The organism is Synechococcus sp. Cu2B8-bc1011 (assembly GCF_047302735.1).
In the GTDB taxonomy this organism is placed as follows: domain Bacteria; phylum Cyanobacteriota; class Cyanobacteriia; order PCC-6307; family Cyanobiaceae; genus Synechococcus_C.
In genome coordinates this window covers 1,801,790-1,826,874 of the sequence record NZ_CP138915.1, presented here as the reverse complement: position 1 = coordinate 1,826,874, position 25,085 = coordinate 1,801,790, and the positions used below count along the sequence as shown (strand labels likewise).

At 52.3% G+C, this 25,085-nt stretch carries 22 protein-coding genes; 14 read left to right on the top strand and 8 right to left on the bottom strand.

Features of this window, described 5'->3' with window-relative positions; all coding sequences use genetic code 11:
* Positions 1–121 precede the first annotated feature (121 nt).
* The 4 genes from dnaK to murQ are packed head-to-tail and all read left to right on the top strand — an operon-like array spanning position 122 to position 4,419.
* Positions 122–2,116, top strand: coding sequence for a molecular chaperone DnaK (dnaK, locus tag SIC18_RS09440; protein WP_048346490.1), 1,995 nt, complete (start codon positions 122–124; stop codon positions 2,114–2,116).
* On the top strand, positions 2,100–3,005 hold the full coding sequence (locus tag SIC18_RS09435) for a DnaJ domain-containing protein (protein WP_048346489.1): 906 nt from the start codon (positions 2,100–2,102) through the stop codon (positions 3,003–3,005). The genes dnaK and SIC18_RS09435 overlap by 17 nt, the downstream gene beginning before the upstream one ends.
* Positions 3,006–3,049: 44 nt before the next feature.
* Positions 3,050–3,451 (top strand): DUF3110 domain-containing protein, encoded by a 402-nt coding sequence (locus SIC18_RS09430; RefSeq protein WP_048346488.1) that lies wholly within the window; start codon positions 3,050–3,052, stop codon positions 3,449–3,451.
* Positions 3,448–4,419: an N-acetylmuramic acid 6-phosphate etherase gene (murQ, locus tag SIC18_RS09425; RefSeq protein ID WP_048346487.1), complete on the top strand. Its 972-nt coding sequence runs from the start codon at positions 3,448–3,450 to the stop codon at positions 4,417–4,419. Before SIC18_RS09430 ends, murQ begins: the two co-directional genes overlap by 4 nt.
* Here murQ and mtnP read toward each other — a convergent pair.
* Entirely contained in the window at positions 4,376–5,293 is a 918-nt protein-coding gene (gene mtnP / locus SIC18_RS09420; protein WP_048346486.1) for an S-methyl-5'-thioadenosine phosphorylase, read from the bottom strand. The two genes, murQ and mtnP, sit on opposite strands and share 44 nt — an antisense overlap.
* A gap of 86 nt (positions 5,294–5,379) precedes the next feature.
* Here mtnP and SIC18_RS09415 point away from each other — a divergent pair, with 86 nt between their 5' ends.
* Positions 5,380–5,805, top strand: a complete 426-nt coding sequence (locus SIC18_RS09415) for a peptidylprolyl isomerase (RefSeq protein WP_371190339.1) — start codon at positions 5,380–5,382, stop codon at positions 5,803–5,805.
* A 4-nt stretch (positions 5,806–5,809) separates the two neighbouring features.
* On the opposite strand, the gene ribBA is transcribed toward SIC18_RS09415, so the two are convergent.
* Positions 5,810–7,420, bottom strand: coding sequence for a bifunctional 3,4-dihydroxy-2-butanone-4-phosphate synthase/GTP cyclohydrolase II (gene ribBA / locus SIC18_RS09410; RefSeq protein ID WP_245407307.1), 1,611 nt, complete (start codon positions 7,418–7,420; stop codon positions 5,810–5,812).
* A gap of 101 nt (positions 7,421–7,521) precedes the next feature.
* Here ribBA and argC point away from each other — a divergent pair, with 101 nt between their 5' ends.
* Positions 7,522–8,586: an N-acetyl-gamma-glutamyl-phosphate reductase gene (gene argC / locus SIC18_RS09405; protein ID WP_413429423.1), complete on the top strand. Its 1,065-nt coding sequence runs from the start codon at positions 7,522–7,524 to the stop codon at positions 8,584–8,586.
* Here the strand turns inward: argC and purN are convergent.
* Complete coding sequence (purN, locus tag SIC18_RS09400) at positions 8,577–9,287, bottom strand: phosphoribosylglycinamide formyltransferase (RefSeq protein WP_048348139.1); 711 nt, start codon at positions 9,285–9,287, stop codon at positions 8,577–8,579. The two genes, argC and purN, sit on opposite strands and share 10 nt — an antisense overlap.
* 9 nt (positions 9,288–9,296) lie before the next feature.
* Here purN and SIC18_RS09395 point away from each other — a divergent pair, with 9 nt between their 5' ends.
* Genes SIC18_RS09395 through SIC18_RS09385 form a run of 3 tightly spaced genes read left to right on the top strand, consistent with a single transcriptional unit; the run spans position 9,297 to position 12,267 of the window.
* Positions 9,297–9,668: a DUF1257 domain-containing protein gene (locus SIC18_RS09395; protein WP_413429422.1), complete on the top strand. Its 372-nt coding sequence runs from the start codon at positions 9,297–9,299 to the stop codon at positions 9,666–9,668.
* On the top strand, positions 9,668–11,365 hold the full coding sequence (locus SIC18_RS09390; RefSeq protein ID WP_413429421.1) for a PDZ domain-containing protein: 1,698 nt from the start codon (positions 9,668–9,670) through the stop codon (positions 11,363–11,365). Before SIC18_RS09395 ends, SIC18_RS09390 begins: the two co-directional genes overlap by 1 nt.
* On the top strand, positions 11,347–12,267 hold the full coding sequence (locus SIC18_RS09385; RefSeq protein ID WP_413429420.1) for an N-acetylmuramoyl-L-alanine amidase: 921 nt from the start codon (positions 11,347–11,349) through the stop codon (positions 12,265–12,267). Before SIC18_RS09390 ends, SIC18_RS09385 begins: the two co-directional genes overlap by 19 nt.
* Before the next feature lie 58 nt (positions 12,268–12,325).
* Here SIC18_RS09385 and SIC18_RS09380 read toward each other — a convergent pair whose 3' ends face one another.
* The gene (locus SIC18_RS09380; protein ID WP_084764224.1) at positions 12,326–13,102 is read right to left on the bottom strand and encodes a helicase DnaB; all 777 of its coding nucleotides are present in this window, start codon (positions 13,100–13,102) and stop codon (positions 12,326–12,328) included.
* 105 nt (positions 13,103–13,207) lie between these two features.
* Between SIC18_RS09380 and SIC18_RS09375 the strand changes: the two genes are divergently transcribed.
* Complete coding sequence (locus SIC18_RS09375) at positions 13,208–14,806, top strand: glucose-6-phosphate isomerase (protein ID WP_048346481.1); 1,599 nt, start codon at positions 13,208–13,210, stop codon at positions 14,804–14,806.
* Between the two features lie 4 nt (positions 14,807–14,810).
* Here SIC18_RS09375 and leuS read toward each other — a convergent pair whose 3' ends face one another.
* The gene (gene leuS / locus SIC18_RS09370) at positions 14,811–17,414 is read right to left on the bottom strand and encodes a leucine--tRNA ligase (RefSeq protein WP_413429419.1); all 2,604 of its coding nucleotides are present in this window, start codon (positions 17,412–17,414) and stop codon (positions 14,811–14,813) included.
* 42 nt (positions 17,415–17,456) lie between these two features.
* Entirely contained in the window at positions 17,457–17,687 is a 231-nt protein-coding gene (locus tag SIC18_RS09365; RefSeq protein WP_048346480.1) for an Hfq-related RNA-binding protein, read from the bottom strand.
* A gap of 549 nt (positions 17,688–18,236) precedes the next feature.
* On the opposite strand from SIC18_RS09365, the gene SIC18_RS09360 reads away from it, so the two are divergent.
* A complete protein-coding gene (locus SIC18_RS09360) occupies positions 18,237–19,478 on the top strand; it encodes a tyrosine-type recombinase/integrase (RefSeq protein ID WP_413429418.1) in 1,242 nt (413 codons plus the stop codon).
* A 593-nt stretch (positions 19,479–20,071) separates the two neighbouring features.
* Here SIC18_RS09360 and SIC18_RS09355 read toward each other — a convergent pair.
* The gene (locus tag SIC18_RS09355; RefSeq protein WP_071840734.1) at positions 20,072–20,299 is read right to left on the bottom strand and encodes a DUF1651 domain-containing protein; all 228 of its coding nucleotides are present in this window, start codon (positions 20,297–20,299) and stop codon (positions 20,072–20,074) included.
* Between the two features lie 446 nt (positions 20,300–20,745).
* Positions 20,746–20,970 (bottom strand): hypothetical protein, encoded by a 225-nt coding sequence (locus SIC18_RS09350; protein WP_048346477.1) that lies wholly within the window; start codon positions 20,968–20,970, stop codon positions 20,746–20,748.
* 1,040 nt (positions 20,971–22,010) lie between these two features.
* Between SIC18_RS09350 and dapF the strand changes: the two genes are divergently transcribed.
* Genes dapF through SIC18_RS09335 form a run of 3 tightly spaced genes read left to right on the top strand, consistent with a single transcriptional unit; the run spans position 22,011 to position 25,066 of the window.
* Positions 22,011–23,153 carry a diaminopimelate epimerase gene (dapF, locus tag SIC18_RS09345; protein WP_413429416.1) on the top strand — a complete coding sequence of 381 codons (1,143 nt, stop codon included), beginning with the start codon at positions 22,011–22,013 and terminating at the stop codon, positions 23,151–23,153.
* Positions 23,140–24,327 (top strand): cysteine desulfurase family protein, encoded by a 1,188-nt coding sequence (locus SIC18_RS09340; RefSeq protein ID WP_413429415.1) that lies wholly within the window; start codon positions 23,140–23,142, stop codon positions 24,325–24,327. Before dapF ends, SIC18_RS09340 begins: the two co-directional genes overlap by 14 nt.
* A gap of 37 nt (positions 24,328–24,364) precedes the next feature.
* A complete protein-coding gene (locus SIC18_RS09335; RefSeq protein WP_245407305.1) occupies positions 24,365–25,066 on the top strand; it encodes a DUF1995 family protein in 702 nt (233 codons plus the stop codon).
* Positions 25,067–25,085: the final 19 nt, after the last annotated feature.

Sequence of the window (25,085 nt, the reverse complement as noted above, 5' to 3'; positions counted from 1 at the left end):
AAACCCTATCCCTACGTCTGCTGTTTGGAAGGTAAGGGAAAGAACACCACAGGATCCGAACACATAGAAGCTTGGTGATTGGAGTTTGGCCCGTTAGCTTGGAGACACCAAATGCGCGGTTATGGGCCGGATCGTCGGAATCGACCTGGGAACCACGAACTCCGTAGTCGCCGTGCTTGAAGCGGGTCGACCGGTGGTGATTGCCAACGCGGAAGGAACTAGGACAACTCCATCGGTTGTGGGCTACACAAAAGAGGATGAGCTGCTGGTAGGCCAGCCTGCAAGGCGCCAGCTCGTCCTTAATCCTCGCAACACATTTTCAAACCTCAAGCGCTTTGTAGGACGCGCTTGGGATGAGCTCGACGACAACACGCTCACCGTTCCCTACACCGTGAGTGCGAACAACCAGGGCAACGTTCGTGTGGCATGCCCTCAAACCGAACGTGAATATGCGCCTGAAGAGCTTGTCTCAAGCATCTTGCGCAAACTTGTTGATGACGCCAGTACCTATCTAGGCGAAACAGTTGACGCAGCCGTTCTCACGGTTCCGGCCTACTTCAATGATGCCCAGCGCCAGGCCACTCGAGACGCAGGACGTCTCGCTGGTTTGTCGATTGAGCGAATTCTCAATGAGCCCACGGCTGCAGCCCTTGCCTATGGCTTTGATCGAAGTGCTGTTCGTCGCGTTCTTGTTTTCGATCTTGGTGGAGGCACCTTTGACGTCTCACTTCTCCGGATCGCCAATGGCGTCTTCGATGTCAAGGCCACCAATGGCGACACCCAGCTGGGCGGTAATGACTTTGATCAACTCATCGTTGATTGGCTTGCTGAAGCCTTTCTCAAGCAACATCAAATTGATCTTCGCAGGGATCGCCAAGCGCTTCAACGTCTTACTGAAGCGGCGGAAAAAGCCAAACAAGAACTTTCAGGCATTTCCACAACACCCATTTCCCTCCCTTTTATCGCGACCGGTGAGGAAGGCCCCCTTCACATCGAGACCACCCTCGATCGCAAAACATTTGAAGGCCTGTGTCCTGATCTGCTTGATCGACTGCTGACCCCTGTTCAGGCTGCTCTTCGCGATTCAGGCTGGCTTGCAGAAGACATTGACGATGTTGTGCTTGTGGGTGGCAGCACCCGGATGCCCATGGTGATGCAGCTGGTGAGAACGTTGGTTCCTCATGACCCCTGTCAATCCGTCAATCCCGATGAGGTGGTTGCTGTAGGGGCAGCCGTTCAAGCCGGAATCATTACCGGTGAGCTGAGAGATCTTCTGCTCAATGACGTCACACCCCTGTCCCTTGGTTTGGAAACTGTGGGAGGCCTCATGAAGGTCTTGATTCCACGGAATACACCCATTCCAGTCCGTCAATCCGACGTATTCAGCACATCTGGTGCCAACCAATCATCCGTGGAAATTCACGTTTGGCAGGGTGAGCGACAAATGGCGCAAGACAACAAGTCCCTAGGCCGTTTCCGCTTATCAGGGATTCCTCCTGCGCCCCGTGGTGTCCCGCAAATTCAGGTCGCTTTTGACATTGATGCCAACGGAATCCTTCAGGTCAGCGCAACCGATCGCACGACGGGTCGAAAACAATCCGTCACGATCCAAGGTGGATCGAATCTCAACGAAGACGAATTACAAGCACTTTTAGCCGAAGCGGAAGCTCGCGCAGATGAAGACCGGCGTCGGCGTGCGGCGATTGAGCGGCGCAACTCAGCCCTCACTTTGGTGGCGCAAGCGGAGCGACGTCTGCGTGATGCCGCTCTAGAACTCGGTCCATATGGCGCTGAACGACAGCAGAGAGCCGTTGAAATGGCCATGCGAGATGTCCAAGATCTGCTGGAGCAAGATGATCCTCAGCAATTGGAGATGGGCGTCAGCGGCCTTCAGGAAGCTCTCTTCGGTTTAAACCGACGCCTTTCTGCAGAACGAAGCAGCGATACGGGGCCGCTTCAGGGCATTCGCAGCACGCTGGGGACGTTGAAAGACGAACTCTTTGCAGACGACGATTGGGACGATGACCCCTGGTCCACAGGTAACAGTCGTTCCGACGAAAGAATCAGAAGTGGACGTCGAGGAATCGACCCCTGGGATGATGACTTCTATCGCTGAGCCCGATTATTGGGCCCTCCTTGGTCTCGATCCAGGAAGTGACGCAGACGCGCTGAAGAGGGCCTTCAGGCGTGAGGCAAGGCGTTGGCACCCCGATCTCAATGGGAACGATCGCCAAGCTGAAGAGCGCTTCAAACTCGTCAATGAGGCCTATGCCGTCCTCAGTGATCACGACAGGCGTGTCGCCTGGGAACAACGTCGCTCGGGTCGCAGTAACAGCAAAGATCCATTTGCTTCAGGGTTCCCTGATTTCGAGGAGTATCTCGCTGTTGTTCTGGGCATTGGTGATCCACCAGAGCCTGATCGAGCTGAACCCACTCACAAGGAGGATCAAGCGCAATCGGAGCACAGACCAACCCCATCTCCCCAACCGCCTCCGCCTGTTCGCTCACAAGACAATCTCGAAACGACAGTTGTCTTGACCCCCGACCAGGCCCTTCACGGAACAGCAGTGAATTTGGAGCTTTCCGATGGAACGGTGATCGAGGTGGAGACGCCTCCATTTGCTGGGGATGGCTGGCGCCTCCGTTTGGAGGGAGTGGCACCTGGCGGACGTGATCACTTTTTGCAGTTGCAAGTGGTGACCGCTGAGGGGCTACGCATTGATGGGTTGCGCGTGCTGTACCGCTTGGAACTGTTTCCTCCTGATGCCGCCCTTGGATGCGCGGTGGATGTTCCAACGCTGTCGGGATCCGTCACCCTTCAGGTGCCTCCAGGGTCATCGAGTGGTCGTTTGTTGCGATTACGCGAACGCGGCCTGGTCTGGAACGACCGACAAGGAGATCAACTGGTGGAAGTGGTCATCGTGATACCTGCCCATTTGAACGAAGACGAACAAGCCCTTTACCAGAGGCTTCAGGAACTGAGCTTGGACCAAGGGCGGATCTAATCCAGGTCTTTCGATGAGAGACTGAAAGGGACCTCAAACAGCTCATGCTCGTTCACGTCCTTCTTTACGACGCTGGTCAGGACAGTGAGGGCATCCATTCCCTGGAGTTGTCTGGGACAACGGTGGTTTTGATGTTTGAAAACTCCGACGACGCCGAACGGTATGCAGGCCTGTTAGAGGCCCAGGATTTCCCAACACCGACTGTGGAAGCTCTCGATCAACACGAGGTGGAGCTGTTCTGCACGGAGGCTGGGTATGAAGCGCGACTTGTCGAAACTGGTTTTGTCCCTAAAACAGATGATGAACGCTTGATGCTGGCCCCTCCCAGTTCCAATCGAGACGTCAGCAATTGGCAAACAGAAGATCAATCGGTCGATAGCGTTCAACCATCAAGCTCAAGCGATGGTCTGGATGATGTTCGCCGTCGTCTGGAGGATTTGCTGTGAATCCTTCTGAAAATCGGGGCTACCTCACTACAGAGCAGTCGAATCCACGAAGCGCTGATTTGGACGTGTTGTCCACAGACGACCTGGTGAAGTTGTTCATCGATGAAGATCGCAAACCTCAATTAGCTGTTGAAGGTGCCTCAGGCGCTCTCAGTGCTGCAATCGATGCTGTTGCATTGCGTTTAAGCAGAGGCGGTCGCCTTTTTTACATCGGAGCAGGAACCTCAGGCCGACTTGGTGTTTTGGACGCTGCTGAATGTCCCCCCACGTTTTGCAGCCCACCAGAATTGGTCCAGGGTGTTTTGGCCGGAGGTGCTCCTGCCCTTCTGCGCAGTTCAGAGGGACTTGAGGATCTAGAGACGGGGGGAGTAGACGACCTCAAAGGTCATCAATTCAGCGCAGACGATTGTTTGGTTGGCATTGCCGCTGGTGGCACCACTCCTTATGTACTCGGTGCCCTGCAATACGCCGTTGATTTGGATGCTTTGGCGATCGCGATGGCATGCGTGCCTGCAGAACAGGCACCCATGCCCTGTCACCTGGACGTCCGCTTGATCACAGGCCCAGAACTGCTGACTGGATCGACGCGTTTGAAGGCGGGAACAGCAACAAAAATGGCACTCAATATCCTTTCCACCGGGGTGATGGTGAAGTTGGGAAAGGTCTACGGGAACCGCATGGTTGATGTCTCTGCCAGCAACAGCAAGCTTGTCGACCGGTCTCTGAGGATCTTGACGGATCTTGCTGGCCTATCTCGCGAGCAAGGTCTTCCCCTGCTGACGGAAGCCCAGGGATCGGTCAAACGGGCTCTGGTGATGGCAGCTGGATCCATGGATCTTGAACAGGCCCATATCCTGCTGGCCAATCACGACGGCAACCTGCGCGCTGCTCTTGGTTCGATCGGAATCCACCTGAATGAACCCCTTAGTCGGCTGGAGCAGTCGCAGGCCCCCAATAGGAACTCGTAAATAAATCAAGGCGTTGGCGGATTGCTGCAGGAACGGCAGCTGGAGGAGTCATCAAGGCATCCTTAAGGGCGTGATGGGCTGGAGAAGAAGGACGTTCACGGCCTAGTTTCTCCATCAGAGCAAAGAGGATTGGCCCCGTGGCAGCGGCATTTGCTTGGAGGTTGCCAATGATCATTTCAACGGTCACAGCGTCGTGCTCGGTATGCCAACAATCAAAATCAGTCACCATGCTGAGGGAGGCATAGGCGATTTCAGCTTCTCTTGCTAATCGAGCTTCGGTGTGATTCGTCATGCCAATCACATCACAACCCCAGTTGCGATACAGCTCACTTTCAGCTCTTGTCGAGAATGCCGGACCTTCCATACACAGATAGGTGCCACCTCGATGCAGGCGATGCCCAGAAGGCATCTCGGCGGTAGCAGCAGAAGCAAGCAGATCACTCAATCGCTCACAAAACGGATCCGCCAAGCTGACATGGGCAACACAGCCACCACCAAAGAAGGACTGGGGCCTCTGCATCGTTCTGTCGATGAATTGATTGGGGACAACCATGTCGCGAGGGCGGAGATGTTCCTGAAGAGATCCAACAGCGGAAACCGAGATCAACCAGCGCACCCCTAAGGACCTCATGGCCCAAATATTGGCCTGATAGGGAACCTCACTAGGGAGTAGGTGATGCGAGCGTCCATGACGGGCAAGAAACACCACCTCAACGCCATTCAGTTGGCCGACACGCAAACAATCAGAGGGAGCGCCAAATGGAGTCTCCAGCGTGACCTCTTCTACGGATTCGAGGCCCTCGATCGAATACAAGCCACTACCACCGATCACACCAACGCGTGCGTCTTGGAGGGAGGAATGGAGTGTGGTCATTCTTTTAAAAAGGGCGCACTTTGACACTCATCTTGCCCGCTTGCCTAAGATTGGTTTTTGCTTTTGGTGCCTTGACGACAGTCCTGATGAAAACGGATGCCGGCCAGATCAAGCTGGAAATGTTCGATCAAGATGCGCCGAACACCGTCGCCAATTTTGTGAAGCTGGCGCGCGAAGGCTTTTACGACGGTCTTGCCTTTCATCGCGTCATCAATGGTTTTATGGCTCAGGGTGGATGCCCCAACAGCCGTGAAGGAGCCAAGGGAATGCCTGGAACAGGCGGTCCTGGCTACACCATTGATTGCGAAATCAACAACCGGAAGCATGCCCCAGGGATTCTTTCCATGGCCCACGCCGGTCCCAACACCGGTGGAAGCCAATTTTTCATTGTTCACGAAGCTCAGCCCCACCTTGATGGTGTGCACACCGTATTTGGGCAAACCGGTGACATGGATGTGGTTCTCGCCTTGAAAAATGGCAGCCGCATTGAAAGTGTGACGGTCACCGACTGATGCGTTAGGACCAGTGAATTAAGATTGGCTGGTCAGAATGTCCTGACCAGCCATTTTTTGTATTATCCAATAATAATGAAAGGTCCATTTCTTCACGATTAAGTTGTAATGAAGGGTGAAGACGTTGTTCTGCTTTCGCCGTTTTCAAGAAACCGAGTCTTTTTGTTTCTGTCCAAGAGGCCAACGTTTTGAGGAACAACTCAATTGCGGTGAGATCACCTGAAACAGTCCAAACAAATTGCGGACGTTCCCAAAGAGCAAGGAGCCGTGGTGTTTGTTCTGGTTGCAGGGTAAGACTTAATTTCGACGCTGATTCTTCTGCCCTTTTAAGAAGATCTGGAAGTTTAGCGATCAAATCTTCACCGCAATCCCAGGCAAGAGTAACGACATCAGCTGCACTATTGGCATTAAATAGATGACCTAATTTATCCCGTTTTGTGGCCAAATAATTGGCATTATGATCTCCTGGATTGATGATCAGCGGGACTCGACTCACAACTTCCAGACCATATCCACCGAGTCCTGCAATTTTGCGAGGATTATTGGTGAGTAGCCTTAGGCGATGAATTCCAAGATCACTAAGGATCTGTGCTCCCACTCCGTAATTTCGTAGATCTGCTCCAAATCCCAACTTCTCATTCGCTTCCACGGTGTCTAGACCTCCATCTTGAAGGCTATAGGCCTTCAACTTATTGATCAGGCCAATGCCACGACCTTCTTGCTTCAAATAAACAACAACGCCTTCTCCTTCTTGCTCGATTTGCGACAGGGCGGCCTCCAGTTGTGGACCACAGTCACAGCGAAGAGAACCAAAGGCGTCCCCAGTCAGGCACTCTGAATGCATCCGAACCAACACAGGTTCCTGCAATTGCCCAGGGACACCTTTCACCAGAGCAACATGCTCACTGTTGTCCAGTTCATTGCGAAATCCAACCGCCTGGAACTGTCCAAACTGACTGGGCATCACACACTGTGCATGACGACGAACAAAGCGTTCGTTCTGAAGCCGATAGCTGATGAGGTCAGCAATGCTGATCAGCCTCAAGCCAAATTGTTTGGCGTAAATCTGAAGTTCTGGAAGACGAGCCATCGAGCCATCGGAGTTCTGAATTTCACAAATGACTCCTGATGGGATCAGCCCTGCGAGCTGAGCGAGATCAACCGCAGCCTCCGTATGTCCAGCACGTTTAAGCACACCTCCAGAACGGGCCCTCAACGGAAACACGTGCCCTGGACGCCTTAGATCAGAAGGCTTGGCATCGGCCTGAAGCACAACCTGAATCGTGCGAGAGCGATCTTCAGCTGAAATTCCGGTCGAGACACCGTGCTCAGGGCCGGCATCAATACTCACCGTGAACGCCGTTTGATTTTCATCGGTGTTGCGATCAACCATCAAGGGGAGGTCAAGAGCATCGAGACGATCTCCTTCGATGGCAAGACAGATCAAACCGCGAGCCTCTTTGGCCATGAAATTGATCTGCTCTGGCGTCGCGAATTGCGAAGCGCAAATCAAATCTCCTTCGTTTTCACGGCGTTCATCATCGACAACAACAACGCACTCGCCATTCCGGATGGCGTTGAGGGCATCGGGGATGGAGTCAAAGTTCGGATCCATGCCCTCGGAAGCTACGGCTGAATGGCTCAGCGTTCTAGGTATCCAACAAGCTCTCATCATGATCGACGCCAGTACGATCAGCCGATCATTCCGCTCAGTTCATGGCGATCAAACGAGTTGCGGTTATCGGTGCATCCGGTTATGGGGGCTTGCAAAGCCTGAGGCTGTTGCAGTCCCATCCCGAATTTGAGATCAGCTTGCTCGGCGGAGAACGCAGTGCTGGCAAGCGTTGGAGTGAGCTCTGCCCCTTTTTGTCGCTACCGGATGATCCCGTTGTGGAGAGTCCTGACCCCAGCAGAATTGCCGAGTGCGCTGATGTGGCTTTGCTCAGCCTTCCCAATGGATTGGCGAGCGGAATGGTTCCTGAACTTCTGGAACGTGGTGTTCGAGTCGTGGATCTCTCCGCTGATTACCGCTACCGCTCGCTCGATCAGTGGGCGAGGGTCTACGCCCAGGAGGCTCTCTCTTGCAAGCGCAGGGATGCTGACCTGTGTCTTGAAGCCGTCTACGGGTTACCTGAATGGAATGCATCGGCCATTGCAACTGCACGATTGGTTGCGGCCCCTGGCTGTTTTCCCACCGCGAGCTTGCTGCCTTTGTTGCCATTCCTCAAGCAAGGATTGATCGAACAAGACGGTGTGATCATCGATGCAAAGACGGGCACATCCGGTGGCGGACGTGCTGCTAAAGAACATCTTCTGTTAGCGGAGGCCTCTGAATCGATCTGTCCTTACGGCGTTGTAGGCCATCGCCACACGTCAGAAATTGAGCAGATGGCCAGTGAGGTTGCCGGATGTGGCATCCAGTTGCAGTTCACACCACATCTCGTTCCCATGGTGCGAGGGCTGCTGTCAACGGTGTACGCCAGATTGCGCGACCCCGGACTAACAGCCGAAGACTGCACCACTGTTCTTGATAGTTTCTACCGCCATCACACGTGTGTCACGGTGTTGCCTGTTGGCACCTACCCAGCAACGAAATGGGCTAAACACACCAACCGGGCTTTTTTATCGGTGCAAGTCGACAACCGGACCGGACGGCTTGTCTTGATGAGCGCTGTGGACAACTTGATGAAAGGACAGGCCGCACAGGCTTTTCAATGCCTGAACCTCATGGCAGGCCTGCCAGGTGAAACAGGTTTACCGCTAGCTCCGTTCTACCCCTGACCTGTGCTGGTCAGGGGCTCCACGGTCTGGCGCCACTTCAATCCTGCAAGAGCGATTGCCCAGGGCAAAATGCGATGTTCCTGAGATTGAATTCGTATAGCCAAGGACGTTCGCGTGTCGTCCTCAAGGACTGGAACAGCCGCTTGGGCAATGACCGGTCCGGTATCCACATCAGCCCTTACTAGATGAGCAGTGCAACCACTGATCCGTACCGACGCTTGTAGAGCTTGTCCAACCGCATCGAGACCTTTGAAGCTGGGCAGGAGGGATGGGTGGATATTGAGCAATCTGTTTGGAAAGGCTTGAATCAACACTGGAGTCACAATCCTCATCCAGCCAGCCATCACGATGAGCTCCACATCAGCATCAAGAAACGATTGAACAAGAGCGTGATCAAGACTTTCTCTCGTCTCAAACTGACGATGATCCAATAATTGGCAAGGAATATTGAGACGTTGTGCTCTCTGTTCTGCACCACAACCCTGGTTGTTGACCACTAAGAGGTGAATGTCGGCATGCAGCGCTTTGGCAGAAATCGAGTCTTGAATCGCCTCGAAATTACTTCCATTGCCAGAGGCCATCACACCGAGACGCAGACGTGGCTCGAACTGTGGCCACGTCTGAATCAATGGGGAGATGAGCGCGAGACCTGAATCGAGTGAATCATCAACACAGTGGCTAAGGTTCGAGTGCGCGGGCATCATGTGCTCATGTCCCATCTGACTATCCTGCCAACCGTCATCACCGACCTCGAGCTTCTTGAGGAAACTCTGTTGGCAGAAAACTATCTTGTACAGCGTCCAGGCCTGATCAAAGCATTTGGGCAGGATATTTATTCAGCTGAGTTGGTGGCCACAAATCGCAGCGGGCTACAAATGGGCTGGAGGCGTGATGACGATGGATCGTTGGCGTTGATGCTGGATCTTGGTCAAACCAACGATTCCGCAGGACATCAAACCCATCTCAAAACTATTTTGCGGGCCTACGCCCTGAGGTCAGCGCTGCGCTCGACAGACGGGGCCACCTTTACTCCTTCCCTCACAACAACAGAGCAACAGGGAGCTGAGCGAGCCATGTCCTGATGGATCGCGTCAGGATTTCGATCGATCTCTGTGAGCCTGCAAGTCAGCAACTCAAAGTGAAACTCGAGTGGACACCTCGTGTCCTTCAGCAATCATGGCTGATGCCCATATGGACTCCTGGGTCCTACACGGTTCGAGACCACGCACAGCATCTTCACAGTCTTCAGTTTGAGCAAGCAGGTCTGGCTGTTAGCACCAAGCGTGTAGCACCATCGTGCTGGACCGCGGAACTAGTCAGTCTCGATCCCGTTTGCTTGACCTACACGCTGGAAGCACGTCAGCTCACGGTCCGCACCAATCATTTGGATCCAGATTTCGCATCCCTGTGCCTTCCCGCAGTGGTCATGTTGATTGATGGAGAACGCTGGAATCCGCATCACCTCCGGCTGTTGTTGCCAGACGGTTGGTTGGGACATCTGCCCCTGCCACAGGTTGACGCTGGGTATGAAGCTAAAGATTTCGACCATCTCGTCGATGCACCCGTCCACGCCGGTCCTTTTCACTCACGTCCCTTTGCAGTTTGTGGGCATCAGCATGAATTGTTGACGATTGGCGTGCCACCGATGGGTTGGCCTCCCACCTTTCAAGCCGATATCGAAGCCGTCTGCACTGCAGCTTGCACCTTGATGGGCAGCCCTCCACCGGCTGGAGATCGTTATCAATTAGTGATTCAACTACTAGATCAAGGGTATGGCGGTTTAGAACATGATCATTCCTCAGTGCTTCAATTTTCATGGGATGCACTGACAAAAAAGGATGGCTATCGACAGCTTCTGCAGTTGATTGGCCATGAATACTTTCACCAATGGAATGTGCGAAGGCTTCGGCCTGGTGCCTATGTTCCCTATCGATACGATAGGGCTGAGATTAGCGATGGGCTTTGGTTTGCAGAAGGAATTACCAGCTATTTTGATCTAACCCTGACGCTTTTAGCGTCAAAATCTGATCGTCAAACGTTGCTTGAGGATTTAGGGAAAGACATCTCTCATGTACTCCTAAATCCCGGATGCAGGATTCAATCATTGGCTGATAGCTCAAGAGAAGCATGGCTAAGGCTTTATAAGCAAACACCTGCCAATTCTGTTGCCCAAATCAGTTACTACCGACTTGGAACTGTTGTCTCATTTTGCCTTGATGTACAGCTAAGACAATCTGGTTCGGCTCTGTCCTCTGTTGTGAGAGATCTTTGGCTTCGCTTAGGGCGTTATGGCAAGGGGTATGAACCAAAAGATTTAATCCAGGTCGTAGCTGATCACAACAAGTCACTAGCCGAGGTTTTACCAACCTGGCTTGAAACAACGATTGACGCTCCAATTCATGACTGCCTGAATTCCCTCGGTTTGATTGCCGTTCCGATTCACTCGAAGCATGCAGACGTTGGGATGCAATTGTCTAAGCAAAACGATCGTTTGTTGATCAATAAAGTACGCCCTGACAGTCCTGGCGAACAAGCAGGTCTCGTACCAGGAGACGAGATCGTCGGAGCTCATGATTGGCGTATCAGAGGTCTTGAGCATTGGCAAGCACTCCTTCAAGGTCCCGAACACATTCCAGTGCTTTATGCACGTCGCGGGCGTCTCAGCACGACAATCCTGAAGAAAAAGGATCCAATTGTTGAGCGCTGGGAGATCACCTGGGACGCTGGTGCATCGTCATCACAAAAAGAATTACGTGATCGATGGTTTTCTATCGTGTAACTGAAATCTGGAAGCGAGTGCAGTCTCACCTATCCCATCGTGGTGCGACTCTGATTCTCTGTAGTGGAACTCTGGTTCTTGGTATTGGTGCTCTGGCCTGGTTAAGCAATGACCAAAGTGGTGCGCTTAAAGCGAGCAGTCCATCTCTCCTCGATCTTCTTGATGAAGTGGGCAGCGAGACGAAGCGAGAACGTCAACAAGTTGAGCCATCCGGACAACCGCAACCCCCAAGGGCGATCTCCTGGTCTTCACCTCTTGCCAAGCAATGTTCAGGCTTTGACGAGAAGGTCAAACATCGGCTAGCTGCTCAACAACGCACACTCAAGCAACGGAGAGTATCCGTAGCTACAGATCCTACCAATTTTGGAGAACGCTTCAGGATTAATCCCTGGGGAGCAACTCTCAATCCTGATCCGCGCGTCGTTGTACTCCATGAAACGGTGTACTCGCTTCAATCAGCTGTGAATACCTTTATGACTCCCCATCCCAGAGATGCAGATCAAGTGAGTTATCACACAGTGATTGGTCTCGATGGGAAGATCGTTGACCTTGTGGATCCACTCAAGCGCGCCTATGGAGCGGGCTATTCGGCTTTTCTTGGTGAGTGGGCCGTCACCAATCCAAAAATAAGGGGCTCAGTCAATAATTTTGCCCTTCACTTAAGCCTGGAAACACCTCAAGATGGCGGTAATAGCAGATCAACCCATAGCGGATACTCAAGTGAACAATATGATTCATTAGCGCTTGTACTAAAAGACTGGATCGATCGTTTTGGATTTACTCCAGCGGCGATTACGACCCACAGGCACGTTGATCTTGGTGGAGAGCGGGGTGACCCAAGAAGTTTTGATTGGGATCAACTTCAAACACGTTTAGCCGCATTACAAGTTCTTTGTCCCTGACGACTCAGGACAGAATTCTTCGTTCATCAAGAGCCTATTTACTTAATGAGGTCAATCCTTAAATCAATAGTTGATTGGTGGAGCGAGACTCTGAAAAGATCAAGCCATGCAACTCAGTATCTTGCATGTAGCGCAACACTCGCCTGGGATAATCAAGTTTTCCGTTGTGAAGGTAAGCCAGTGTTGCGATCGCCTTAGCATCAACATATGAACGACTCGCTATTAGGACTTGATCGGGAGCCAGTCCCAATTCTTTCTTGAGCCGAGCTATTTTTGCCGCAAGTAATTCAACATTGGCTTCAGAATTCATCAACAGATTTCTGGCTTCAGCGATTTCAGTTTTTGATGGATTCAACGGAAGACGACCTTGATGAATTAACTCACTAATTCCAAGCTGAGCAGGCCCGTGCGTTGACACAAAACCTGAGTGCACAACAAATGGCAGATCTTCTCCGGGCTTCGAATGCTGGATTTCATCAAACAAGATCGCTGTCACTAACATCGGGTTGACCCGATAGCGTCTCGATTCTCTTTTGATGACTGGCTTTAGTGCTTGAAGTCGATTGACTGTTTGGGTTCGCAAGGGCTGGAATTGATCCATCCCTCGGGTGAACAACTGAGCGAGTCGAGTCTGTGGCCCATGCACACCAAACCGGCGCTGCAGCATTAAGAGCTCTTCTGGGCTGAAGACACTCGGATCTCCCTGGATCGGCTGCGTCTGGATCTCAGCATCAATCAATGGCAGTTGAGCGGTGCTGCGAAGGTGAGCTACGGACAAACAGATCAAGCCCAGAACTCCCGCTGTGGCAACAACCTGACGTCCAAAAAGACTCACAAAAGACACTCCACGTTTCCGCGGAGAGAATAACCTCGATATTCCAATTCGTGGGCATCTCGGACAATCACGGATAGGTTCGGGGATGAAGGTTCTCCGCAAGAGATGAGCTTCCCGGATTTCAGCGCCATCGATAGCCAGACCCAGTGGCAACGCTTTTGCGATTTGCTTTGGTATCACGACGATCTAGGCCTTTGGCTCGATGTCAGTCGGATGCATCTCAACAGTTCTGATCTCGAGACTCTCACCCCCCGCCTGGACCAAGCTTTCAAGGCGATGGAGGACTTAGAAGGAGGTGCGATCGCCAACGCAGATGAGCAACGTCAAGTTGGGCACTATTGGTTACGTCAACCGCAATTAGCGCCTGATCAAGGAGTTGGGGCAAGCATCTCAGCTGAAATCGACGCCATCGATGAATTTGGAAAGTCGATTCTTGATGGATCCATCCAGGCTCCCAACGGAAAGCCCTTTACGGATGTTCTTTGGATCGGGATCGGAGGGAGTGCCCTCGGACCTCTCCTCATGGTTCGCGCTCTTCAGGACCATCAAGTAGGGCTTCCGTTCCACTTTTTCGACAACGTTGACCCCAATGGCATGAGCCGGGTTCTTGCAGACCTCGGAGAACGTCTTTGTACGACGTTGGTGATCACGGTCAGCAAGTCGGGGGGGACACCTGAACCCCACCTCGGCATGGAACAAGCAAGACATCGTCTTGAAGCTCTCGGAGGCAGTTGGACGGGGCAAGCAGTGGTTGTCACCATGGCAGGCAGCAAGCTCGATCAACAAGCCGAACAAGAGAACTGGCTCCAGCGTTTCGATATGTTCGACTGGATTGGTGGTCGCACCAGTATCACGAGTGCTGTGGGTTTACTGCCTGGCGCATTGATCGGTTGCGATATCCGTGGGTTCTTGGCGGGGGCTGCCCAAATGGATGAAGCCACTCGCTGTCCTGATGTGCGTCGCAATCCATCAGCCTTGATGGCAGCAGCCTGGTATGCCGCGGGTGAAGGCAAAGGCAAACGCGACATGGTCGTGCTCCCTTACCGCGATCGTCTCGAGGTCTTCAGTCGTTATCTCCAACAGCTGGTGATGGAATCACTCGGCAAACGCCTTGATCGTGATGGCAAGGAAGTGCATCAGGGCATTGCGGTGTATGGGAATAAGGGATCAACCGACCAACACGCGTACGTCCAGCAACTTCGTGACGGCATCGACAATTTTTTCGTGACCTTCATCGAGGTTCTGCGCGATGTGGAAGATATCCCTTCGATCGAAGGGGAGCGCCCTGGTGACTTCCTTGATGGGTTCCTGCAAGGCACGCGATCAGCGCTCACTGAAGGCGGACGTCAAAGCTTGAGTATCAGCATGCGTCGCTTTGACGCGCGCCGTCTCGGAGCGCTGATCGCCTTGTTTGAACGCGCCGTTGGTTTATACGGAGAATTGGTGAATGTGAATGCCTATCACCAACCAGGCGTTGAAGCGGGCAAAAAAGCCGCTGCTGCCATCTTGAATTTGCAGAAGCAAGTGGAAGAGGTCCTATCCGACGGAGTGTCCAGGTCTGCCGTGGAAATCCAAAAGGCCATTGGATCAGGCACGGATGAGGCTATTTTCTGGATCCTGCGTCATCTCACGGGGAACAATCGTGGATACGTGGCACAGGGAAGTTGGGATAGTCCAGCCTCACTGCGCTTCAGCAAAGGCTGACCCGTTAAGAGCTCGGCACCAGGTTGACGAGCTTTCCTGGAACCACAATGACTCGTCTCGGCGGCTTGCCTTCCAACCAGCGTTGGGCCACATCACTCGCAAGAGCCAAGCGCTCTAGTTCGTCCTTGCTGCAGTCAACGGCCACGGACATCGATCCCCTTACCTTTCCTTTGACCTGAATCACCACTTCAATGGACTCCAAGACCAGGGCCTCTGGATCATGGTCAGGCCACGGCTGACAGTGAACACTGTTTTCACCGCCGAGTCGTTGCCAAAACTCCTCGGCCAAATGCGGTGCAAATGGCGCCAGTAAGCGCACAAGAGCTGACATCGCTTCCTTCCGCACTCCAGGTGAGGCTTGCGCCAAGCCAGAGGAAAGGGAATTGCTGAGCTTCATCAGCTCCGAAATCGCCGTGTTGAACTGAAAGTCATCACTGAGGTCCTCGCTAACAGCTTTGATTGCCTGGTGCACGGCACGACGGATATCGCTGTCTGATTCGCCCGTTGCGGTGGAGGTTTCGCCATGGTTCACCTCCGCATCCACCAAACGCCAAAGACGCTGCAAGAAACGAAATTGCCCCTCTACATCAGCGTCATCCCATTCCAAATCCTTTTCTGGAGGAGCTTTGAAAAGAATGAACATCCGAGCCGTATCGGCGCCATAACGATCAATCACAGCCGCAGGATCCACACCGTTGTGCTTCGACTTGGACATTTTTTCGAACAACACTTCTAAGGGTCCACCGTCATCCGGATCGAGGGGATTGGATTCGTCCTGGACGGCTGCCGGGGAGATATAACGCCCAGTTCTTGGATTGCGGTAGGTGATGCCCTGCACCATGCCTTGCGTTAACAAGCGTTCAAAGGGTTCTTTGGTTTCCAGTAAATCCCGATCTTTTAATGCCTTAGTAAAAAAGCGCGCATACAACAAGTGGAGAATGGCATGCTCAATCCCCCCCACATACTGCTTAACAGGCAACCATCGATTAACGGAGGTTGCATCAAATGGAAGATCTCGATTATGAGGATCCGCAAATCGAAGGAAATACCACGATGAACACATAAAAGTGTCCATCGTGTCGGTCTCACGACGAGCTGGTTTGCCACATTTGGGGCAGGTCACATTGACCCAATCCTTTGCACGATTGAGAGGTGATCCTCCAGCCCCTTTCAGATCAATTCCAGTTGGCAATTCCACAGGAAGCTGGTCGCGGGGGACCGGAACAGCACCGCAATCATCGCAATGAATGATTGGAATGGGACACCCCCAATATCTTTGCCTTGAGATCAACCAATCGCGAAGTCTGTATTGACGTTTAGCCCGAGCCCAACCGTTTTCGGCCCCATGATTTGTAATCGCAGTTTTAGCCTCTTCATTGCTTAAACCGCTGAAGCCATCACTATGAATCAGTGTTCCTGGTCCTGTCCAGGCTTCACCATCACTGAGATGTTCATTGGTGCCAGAGACTTCAATCACCCTTTGAACAGGCAATTCGTGTTGTCGAGCGAATGAAAAATCTCGAATGTCATGGGCCGGTACACCCATGACAGCGCCCGTTCCGTAATCAGCCAGCACGTAATCAGCAATCCAGATGGGAATCGATTGACCGTTGGCCGGATTGATAGCGAAAGCGCCGGTCGGAACGCCGCGTTTTGGTTGATCATCAGACGTACGCTCCTCTTGACTGAGTTCAGCCATGAGATCCCTGAACGCAGTCACCGAGATGCGTTCTTCGTTTGTGGTGAGTTGGTCAACGAGGGCGTGATCAGGCGCTAAAACCAGATAGCTCACTCCAAACAACGTGTCTGGACGCGTGGTGAAAACGGTGATGGAAGTCCCTTGATGGGCTTCCACTTGGAAATCGATCTCCGCACCAATGGAGCGGCCAATCCAATTCGCTTGCATTGTGCGGACACGTTCAGGCCAACCCTGGAGTTGATCGAGATCATCAAGCAGGGCATCGGCGTAATCCGTGATGCGTAAAAACCATTGGCGCAAATCTCGCTTTTCCACCAACGCTCCCGAACGCCAGGAGCGACCATCAGCATCCACTTGCTCGTTCGCGAGCACCGTTTGATCAACGGGATCCCAATTGACAGTGGCTTCCTTTTGATAGGCAAGGCCGCCGGAATGCAGTTCCAGGAACAACCATTGCGTCCAGCGGTAGTAGTCGCTGTGGCAGGTTGCCACCTCGCGATCCCAATCAATCGATAACCCCAGACGATCCAATTGGCCGCGCATCTGAGCAATGTTGCTGTCTGTCCAAACACCGGGGTCGATCTTCCGTTCGATCGCGGCATTTTCGGCGGGTAAGCCAAAGGCATCCCACCCCATGGGATGCAGCACTGCATCACCCCGCATGCGTTGCACCCGAGCAATCACATCCGTAATCACGTAATTGCGGACATGCCCCATATGAAGTGTTCCCGAGGGGTACGGAAACATCGACAAGGCATAAAAAGTTCGCTGCCCTGGCTTCGGGATCTGCGTTTCATAGAGGCGCTGATCCTTCCAAAGCGCTTGCCATCGCTCTTCGAGCGCTAGGGGTTGATACCGATCAGTGGCCGAAGAGGCTGCGTTAGAGGATGGGGACGAGGAAGCCGTCACGGCAAAGGACCATTTGGAGAGATCGTGACACAAATGCTGTTTTCAAAGGCCTCGGGGCAACGGCCTGACCAGCTGCATGGCGGTTCGACTGATCAAAACCGGTTCATCAGAGTCAGTGGGTTGCAGGGCTAAACAATGTTGGTCTTGCCAGATCAGGACTCCAATCAGCCGACGTCCATCATTTAATTCAAGGCTGAGAATTTTCCGTTCGCGAATCCATGTCTGCAGCAAACGAATGCTGGGCAAGCTCGGATCAAAGGAACTTGGCTCCATAGGATCACAAAGGGATCGGACATGTCATGCTGCAATTCAGCAAGGTCCGGAGCATAGGACACGAGAGTTTAGATCCCCGCTGATAACTAGCTATTGACCAACAACTGGGCATAGAATCTGGGCATAGATAACAGGGCAGCTAGAGCAGCGCCGGTTGATCGATCTCCAAAACAATGAGTCCCGACGCAAACCGATCAACGATGAAGCCTGTCCCCCCAAGAGAGCTCGTCATCGCGGCCCTCATCAATCTCTGTGAGGACAGCGTCTTGATGGTTAACGCGCGAGCAGGTCATCTCCCAGAACAACCAACACCATCAACGACATCAGCATCAACGCCACAACCATCGACAGCTCCACATGTGGGGTTTATCAACAAGAGATACTCCAAATTTGCCACTACATGTGTACATCCATCACGGTCGGGGTTGAATGTCCTGACCATCAAGCAATGCAAAGCAGCCGTAGGCGTTAGGTCCAGTCGAAATCGAAAGGAAGATCTGATCCACAGAGCGACAAAACAAGTAGGAATTGGGGGACTGGTCCATGCCTATGGCGACCTCCTCTAAACCTCGCTATCTCACCCGAAGAACAGGTCGGGATGGCTGGTATTTCATCCGGTCTGTCCCTCCAAAGCTCAGAGGCAGCATCGGGTGCGCAACGTGGCGCCGCAAGGCAGGCAAGACACTCAATGAGGCAAAGAAGAACGCTGTTGAGTTCCTCAAAGAGACCGACCAGCTCATCAGGGAGGCCAGGGGCCAGCAGGTCATGCCAGAGCAGAAGCTCCTGTCACTCCTGCCAATGAAGAACCAGTTCCCTAAAAACGTAGACAGCCACGATCTGGCGCAGACGACCAGCAGGGAGTTCATACGCCTTGATGACCCAGAGAACATCAACCCTCACGATGAGGAGCTCCACCGCCTAACCAAGAGAGTCCTGAAGGGGACCACCAAGACGCCCAAGACGGCTGATGACCTGCTAGATCTTGCAACCCTGTCGAAGAGCCCTGCGCCGTCCACCAAGAAGGAATGGGAGAGGAATCTAGGGAAGCTGATGGAGCACTCCCACAAACAATTCATTACGGAGCTAACCAGAGATGACGCTCTGAACTACAGGAAGCACCTGCTGACGACCACAGCAGCCAGCACGACCAAGACTCGCCTGAGGTATCTCTCTGGCTTGTACAACGTGGCCGTGGATGAGGGTTGGATCCAAAGCAACCCGATGGAAGGATTGAACAAGAAGGTGACGAGCAAGGCCAGGGTCAAGAAGGTGGTGAGACTGGACCAAGCCGATGAGAGATGGCAGAACCTGCCTAAACACCATCAACTGCTCTGGCATGTCCTCAGATGGACAGGGAGTCATGCCTCAGAGGCAGCAGGACTCCGTTGGGATGACATGGATCTGAACGAGGGAACGATCAGCTTCAAGGGACATGAGACAAGGCCCCTGAAGAGCGCTTTCAGACAGAGAACGATTCCCATACATCCCAAGCTGATGGAGATCATGCGCTCGGGAAGTGAGTGCTCGGCCGGTAACTCTGGCTTGATATTCCCCTGGGCTTACAACCCAAATAGAGCACGCTGGGCGGAAGGAATGCACTGGAATGACATCATCGGTGTATCACCCAAAGCAACACGTGACTGGGCAGCATCGTGTCTTCGGACAAAGGAAGTAAATGAGAGGACCATTGGCAAGTTGCTTGGCCACAGTCCAAAAAAGAGCAAAGGTAGTGGTACCTATAGCTCAGTTGGCTTGGAGACAATGCGGAAGGCATTGGAGCAGTTGGAATAAAAATCAGAGAATGAAAGCTTTTACAAAAAAATTTCCAATAGTGAACTGTCTGATTTAAATCAAAACAAGAATTTCCAGTCGTTGTGAAAAGATCGTCAAGACATGGAGAAAAACCCGAAATTACGGCCTGAATGATCTCTACAAGGATCAGCGACCATGAGAGTGATGCCCCGTCACGCCAAACCACGACAGTGACAGATCAAACCATGTTCCAATTGCTTCAGTGAGGATTTAGGAGTGAGGCGGACGATCATTAAAATTGGTCAGATTGCTATCAATCCCTCACCAGAGGCCCCTAGAGTGCACGCACAAAATACTCATCTTCTTAGCGACACAGGCTCAACAAAAGAATACCTCTTCAATCCGACAAACAAATGCCACTTCACCCATTCTGCGATAGATAGACCTACCTGAGACAGGTGTTTTTCAGGGAATCATTGCAAGAGACGGATAAAAACAACCTATTCTAACTTGATCTAACAACGATCGAACTCTTTACGAAGCGAATAATACCAACCAATAGTGATGAGTAGACTCATTAAGCTTTATCATCAGATCTAATTTGCGGAACCGGCTTAATCTCCTAGCGAGCCTCACCAAACAGCATTTGTTTCTTCCCAGCCACCTCGTATCAGATGTTTCCAGAGACTGACAGCGTCCTCGTACCTCATATATCTGCGTGACAACAGCAGAGCAGGTTGTCCAGGAGGCATCTCTCGTCCATGATCAACCAGAACGCGAGCATCATCATTACGTATGTCCGGGTCACTATGAAATCTCACTGACCAATACTTTTGAGAATCTTGCAACCAGCCTTCCATTGTTGGTAAACCAATGATTGTTTATAATTAACGCACTTCAATGAATCTTTGCCTAAAGAGACCTGATAGTGAACTGAGAGAATGCTGAGAAATCTGAGAAAAAGATGAGTCAGCTCTCGATCAGACCGTTTGAATGCTCTTCGCTTAAGAACTGAATTGAAGGTGAGTTGGGGAAGGCACGATCATTTGTTCAGTGACATGGCTTGCATGCCAAGAATCTCTGAGTTTGCTCAAACGATTCAGGTCAAATGGAATCAAAGGACCAACGACAACCACTCTCTCCAATCTCTGGATGAACCACTGATGACAACCAAGCAGGTGATAACCCCGCTTTCCTCAAAAACTACAGGACCCTTGTTGCATGCGTGTTTCATCTTGAGGATGAACTGATCAAACCCCACGATGAGGAGGGGAAGGCGCTAACGAGCCAGCGAAGAGGGGGTAGATCAAAGATCTAAAGCCAATAGAAGACGATTCCACATGTCCTCCCTGACTTCAGGATCGCCAACCATTTGAATGACGCCTGTGGAAGGCCACCAATTCAATTTAAGGTTACTGACTTCATCGTCAAAAAAAGCAGATTCAAAATCGTGTCGGTGCTCCCAATGACAAGGCACACCAAGTTTTTCAACAGCAGCTTTTAGCTGAAGCAAAGACCCGTGGAACTCCATTGAATGACTGCAGACAGATCATTATAAGAACCGATTAAACATGGACCTATGGAGATCCTCTAGATCGGAAACGCTGAGAACCAAGCCTTGAGATAACAATGCTCAATAGGAAGGCAGACTTAGGAAGAGAAGCTACGACGAGCAAGCAGAAAGGGCAGACGTGACCTCGCACCCCTATCGATGCCGAATACAGCTCAGATGATGCGTAATTCTGTGGAGGGTCATCTCAAAATTGGATGAGATCGCGAGCGAGCGAGGCCTGCACGCAGTCCACGACAAAGTCGCATGTAGATATTACTGAAATCCTCCGAACGCCCCTTAGCCTGATGATTTAAATGATCATGAGTATTGCATTGAGTTTAAAGGGCTAATCAAGAAGAAGCCATGCATTTCAAAATAATTACCGAATCATATACTTAATACATATGAGCCGCGCTATCTACCTGTTAGCGTCACTCATGACAGGTCAAAGGAGGTCCGTTCCCTCCACGATCAGGAAAAGCAACCGAGCATGAACACACAGCATGGGCATGGGCTCCCCTAGGGCTGCTGGCTGGATCTACGCTGGCTGATCGCTGAAAAGTATTGACATGACAGGGTATTCATCGAACGTTCGGTCTATCGCGCCAGGCCACCAAGAGCGGAACAGGAGATCTTTACCCATCACTAAATATGATGCTTAGACTTTTAATTACTGAGAAGGCTTTGAGTGAGGCCGAGCAAATAAAAGATCGGGGCAATTCAGATCTACGATTCCAAAAGACATACGGTTTGCAGTAGTGACTAGTTTCAATAGGACTTAAGCAAATTAAATACTTTGAGAGGAGCCAGTAAAGCTATGAGACAAATCTCGTTATCTTTGATATTGCTAGAAACGACAGAAGCAGAGAGGCTCGATAGGCAATCTTCAAAGGGCTAAGCGTCTTCAGCACGAGTGTCGAATAGGATGATCAAATAGCACATGTAACGTATCGTAATGGGTGTCAATACTGGTCATGGAAACATTCAAGGAACCCAGTTCCATACTGGAGTTTGAGGAGATGATCCAATTCAGCAAGTACCAGGGCTTAGGCAATGACTTCGTGTTGTTGGAAGGTCGTGCTGGACAACTTCCTCTCAACATCACCGAACCAGATCCAAATTGGGTGCGCCAGATCTGTGATCGACGCTTTGGGATCGGAGGCGATGGATTGATTTTGGCCCTGCCCCCACAGCAGGGCGAAGAACTGAGGATGCGCATTTTCAATGCGGATGGAAGCGAAGCAGAGATGTGCGGCAATGGCATTCGCTGCCTAGCCCGTTTTCTGGCTGATAGCGATGGAGATCAGCCAGGACGAACCTGGAGAACCGAAACCATGGCGGGCGTCATCGTCCCTGAACTATGTGAAGACGGACAGATCCGAGTTGATATGGGTCAGCCATTTCTGAATTCGGATCAAATTCCAACCACGCTTCCGAAAGGACGGTCTGGACTTCCACAAGGGGACATTGATCTCCAGGGCTGCACCCTTCAGCTCGCGGCTGTGGGCATGGGCAATCCTCATGTGGTGGTGCCCGTGCAAGACCTCAAGTCCATTCCCTTTGATGCATGGGGATCGGCACTGGAGGTCGCTCCTTTATTTCCCGCCAAAACCAATGTTCACTTCCTGGAAGTGATCGACGAACAGACCCTTGAAATCCGCGTGTGGGAACGCGGAGCAGGTCCAACCCTTGCTTGCGGAACGGGGGCCTGCGCCACACTCGTTGCCGCAACGTTGCTCGGGTTATCGGGATCAGAGGCCACGGTAAAACTCCCGGGCGGTCCACTCGAGATCAGCTGGCCCGATCCCGAAGGCTCCGTGTTTATGACAGGACCTGCCGTAGCTGTTTTTGATGGAGTTCTGAATCCTGAATTATTGCCACAGCCAAGACCGGAACAGCCGACATCAGCGGCAACAGTTGAACAGACAACCCCATCAAGCGCCGATGCTTCCACACCATCAACGCAAGCCAAGAACAGTTTGGACTGCGCGAATGATTGCCAAGACACCTGCCAACAACCTGACCATTGCTTACGCGATGAAGCTCAAGCGCTCGTCCAAGAATTTTTATCATCAACTTCACTCGACGCCATGATCAACCTCGCTGGCGATTCCCTGGAGGAGCGAACACTGTCCCGCTTTCAACGCGATGAGAGGCCCTGAAGAGCCCTACTTTTACCTGGATGGGTGTGCCACCGCTCCCTTAAGGGAGAGCGTGATCTCCTGCATGATCAGAGCGCAGCAAGACAATTGGGGGAATCCTTCAAGCCTTCATCGAATCGGCTGTGATGCTGCTGAGTCACTCGAACGTGCACGTCTTTCCATCAGCAACAGCCTGAGAGCTGATCGATCAAACATTCTGTTCAGCTCAGGTGCCACCGAGTCAGCCCATCTCGCCCTGCTTGGTGTCGCCAAATCCATGTCACCAGGACGATTGGTGATCTCTGCTGTAGAACACCCGGCTGTTTCTGCAGCAGCTGAGCAATTGATTGCGTGCGGATGGACGATTGAACGATGGCCCGTGGATGCCTACGGAAAGATCCAAATGCAGCATCTGGATCGGTTCCTGCAACCTCCAACCAAACTCGTCTCTTTAATCTGGGGTCAGAGCGAGGTGGGTACGCTTCAACCGATTCAGGCCGTTGGAGAGGCATGTCGTTCAAAGCGCATTCCGTTCCATACCGATGCCACCCAAGTCCTGAGCCAGGGTTGTCCAAATTGGGATGAGCTTCCGGTTGATCTCCTAACGGCCTCAGCACACAAGTGCGGTGGTCCAAGAGGCATCGGTCTGTTACTGATCAGAAAGGAGATCGCTGAACGGATCCAGCCCTTGTTTGCCGGAGGTGAACAGGAAAATGGTCTTCGCGCCGGTACTGAGTGCCCCGTCCTGGCGCAAGGAATGGCAGCAGCATTCCGTGACATCGCTTCTTGTCAGGTAAATCAAGTTGAATCATCAGGATCAGGAATCGCAACCGTGCGCGATGCCTTGTTTGACCTGCTTTGCCAAAACGATGCAATCCGTCTCAGTGGTCATCCCACGGAGCGTTTACCGCACCACATCTCAATGCTGGTCTCCGATCGCTACGGACAGCCCATGTCGGGTCGTGCCTTGGTACGAGCACTGGATCGTGAAGGAATCGCAGCAAGTAGTGGGAGTGCATGCTCCTCCGGCCGCGATAGTGATAGCCCCATCCTTAAAGCGATGGGCGTGGATCCCCTATGGCAACGATCGGGGCTTCGACTCAGTCTTGGCTACTGGATTCATCCTGGAACCTTGACTGAGATCAACGATCGGTTTCAAAACGCCATCGATCGCATGAACCACAATCGTGTCTGACGTCTAGGTACTCTCCCCGCGAAGCCCTCCCATCGAGTTGAGTTTGTCCGTCACCCTTCCTGCCGATCTTGTCCAGGCCGAGTCGATGACCCTCGACTCTCTCAAGAAAGCTCTGAGCGATCGTCAGCAACGGCGCTGGACCGTGACCTGGCGCTTCGAAGGACTCAGGATCTTAAAACCAGCTTTGCGACTAGCCAAAGCGTTAGAGGCTGGCGGTCAGGACGTGGTATTGGGCTGGCCTGATGCAGGGGCAGCGGCCCTGGCGCAGCGAGAAAGCCCCGAACTGGCGACCCACTGCCTTGCCCTCAAGGATCTAATGCTTTCCGTGGATCCCGAAATCACAGGTCGGTTGCTCTTGGCCATTGGACCGCAGCCAAGTGATTACGAGATGGTCGAACAGATCTGCAACAGCTGGCAGGGAACGGTGGTTCTGCTCAATGGAAAGCTTGAAGATGCTGGAGTTGGTCTCGGCAGTGTCGCTAGGGCCAGACGCAAAGGATTTCTCTCGGTCTGGAGGTCTGCTTTCCATTTAGAACCGCTTGCTGCAGGGGCACTCCTGCAAACCGAAGTGGAGATGTGGCATCTCTTTAAAGCGGATCCTGATGGCTATCGGTTCTTGGGAACGATGCCCTCAAAGCCAGACGCTGAGGCTATTGAAATGGCAATCAATGGCGAAGGTGACAGTCTTGGACGCCAATTAGGAGCCGTCGACCGCTTCATCGAGGATCTAAGGAGTTGAAGTTCCTGAATAAGGCTTT

What these genes read in the sequence shown, in the direction of transcription:
- dnaK (WP_048346490.1), top strand. Translation starts at nt 122, where the DNA reads ATGGGCCGGATCGTCGGAATCGACCTGGGAACCACGAACTCCGTAGTC.
- SIC18_RS09435 (WP_048346489.1), top strand. Translation starts at nt 2,100, where the DNA reads ATGACTTCTATCGCTGAGCCCGATTATTGGGCCCTCCTTGGTCTCGAT.
- SIC18_RS09430 (WP_048346488.1), top strand. Translation starts at nt 3,050, where the DNA reads ATGCTCGTTCACGTCCTTCTTTACGACGCTGGTCAGGACAGTGAGGGC.
- mtnP (WP_048346486.1), bottom strand. Translation starts at nt 5,293, where the DNA reads ATGACCACACTCCATTCCTCCCTCCAAGACGCACGCGTTGGTGTGATC.
- SIC18_RS09415 (WP_371190339.1), top strand. Translation starts at nt 5,380, where the DNA reads ATGAAAACGGATGCCGGCCAGATCAAGCTGGAAATGTTCGATCAAGAT.
- ribBA (WP_245407307.1), bottom strand. Translation starts at nt 7,420, where the DNA reads ATGGATCCGAACTTTGACTCCATCCCCGATGCCCTCAACGCCATCCGG.
- argC (WP_413429423.1), top strand. Translation starts at nt 7,522, where the DNA reads ATGGCGATCAAACGAGTTGCGGTTATCGGTGCATCCGGTTATGGGGGC.
- purN (WP_048348139.1), bottom strand. Translation starts at nt 9,287, where the DNA reads ATGCCCGCGCACTCGAACCTTAGCCACTGTGTTGATGATTCACTCGAT.
- SIC18_RS09395 (WP_413429422.1), top strand. Translation starts at nt 9,297, where the DNA reads ATGTCCCATCTGACTATCCTGCCAACCGTCATCACCGACCTCGAGCTT.
- SIC18_RS09390 (WP_413429421.1), top strand. Translation starts at nt 9,668, where the DNA reads ATGGATCGCGTCAGGATTTCGATCGATCTCTGTGAGCCTGCAAGTCAG.
- SIC18_RS09385 (WP_413429420.1), top strand. Translation starts at nt 11,347, where the DNA reads ATGGTTTTCTATCGTGTAACTGAAATCTGGAAGCGAGTGCAGTCTCAC.
- SIC18_RS09375 (WP_048346481.1), top strand. Translation starts at nt 13,208, where the DNA reads ATGAGCTTCCCGGATTTCAGCGCCATCGATAGCCAGACCCAGTGGCAA.
- SIC18_RS09365 (WP_048346480.1), bottom strand. Translation starts at nt 17,687, where the DNA reads ATGGAGCCAAGTTCCTTTGATCCGAGCTTGCCCAGCATTCGTTTGCTG.
- SIC18_RS09360 (WP_413429418.1), top strand. Translation starts at nt 18,237, where the DNA reads ATGGCGACCTCCTCTAAACCTCGCTATCTCACCCGAAGAACAGGTCGG.
- SIC18_RS09355 (WP_071840734.1), bottom strand. Translation starts at nt 20,299, where the DNA reads ATGGAAGGCTGGTTGCAAGATTCTCAAAAGTATTGGTCAGTGAGATTT.
- SIC18_RS09350 (WP_048346477.1), bottom strand. Translation starts at nt 20,970, where the DNA reads ATGGAGTTCCACGGGTCTTTGCTTCAGCTAAAAGCTGCTGTTGAAAAA.
- dapF (WP_413429416.1), top strand. Translation starts at nt 22,011, where the DNA reads ATGATCCAATTCAGCAAGTACCAGGGCTTAGGCAATGACTTCGTGTTG.
- SIC18_RS09340 (WP_413429415.1), top strand. Translation starts at nt 23,140, where the DNA reads ATGAGAGGCCCTGAAGAGCCCTACTTTTACCTGGATGGGTGTGCCACC.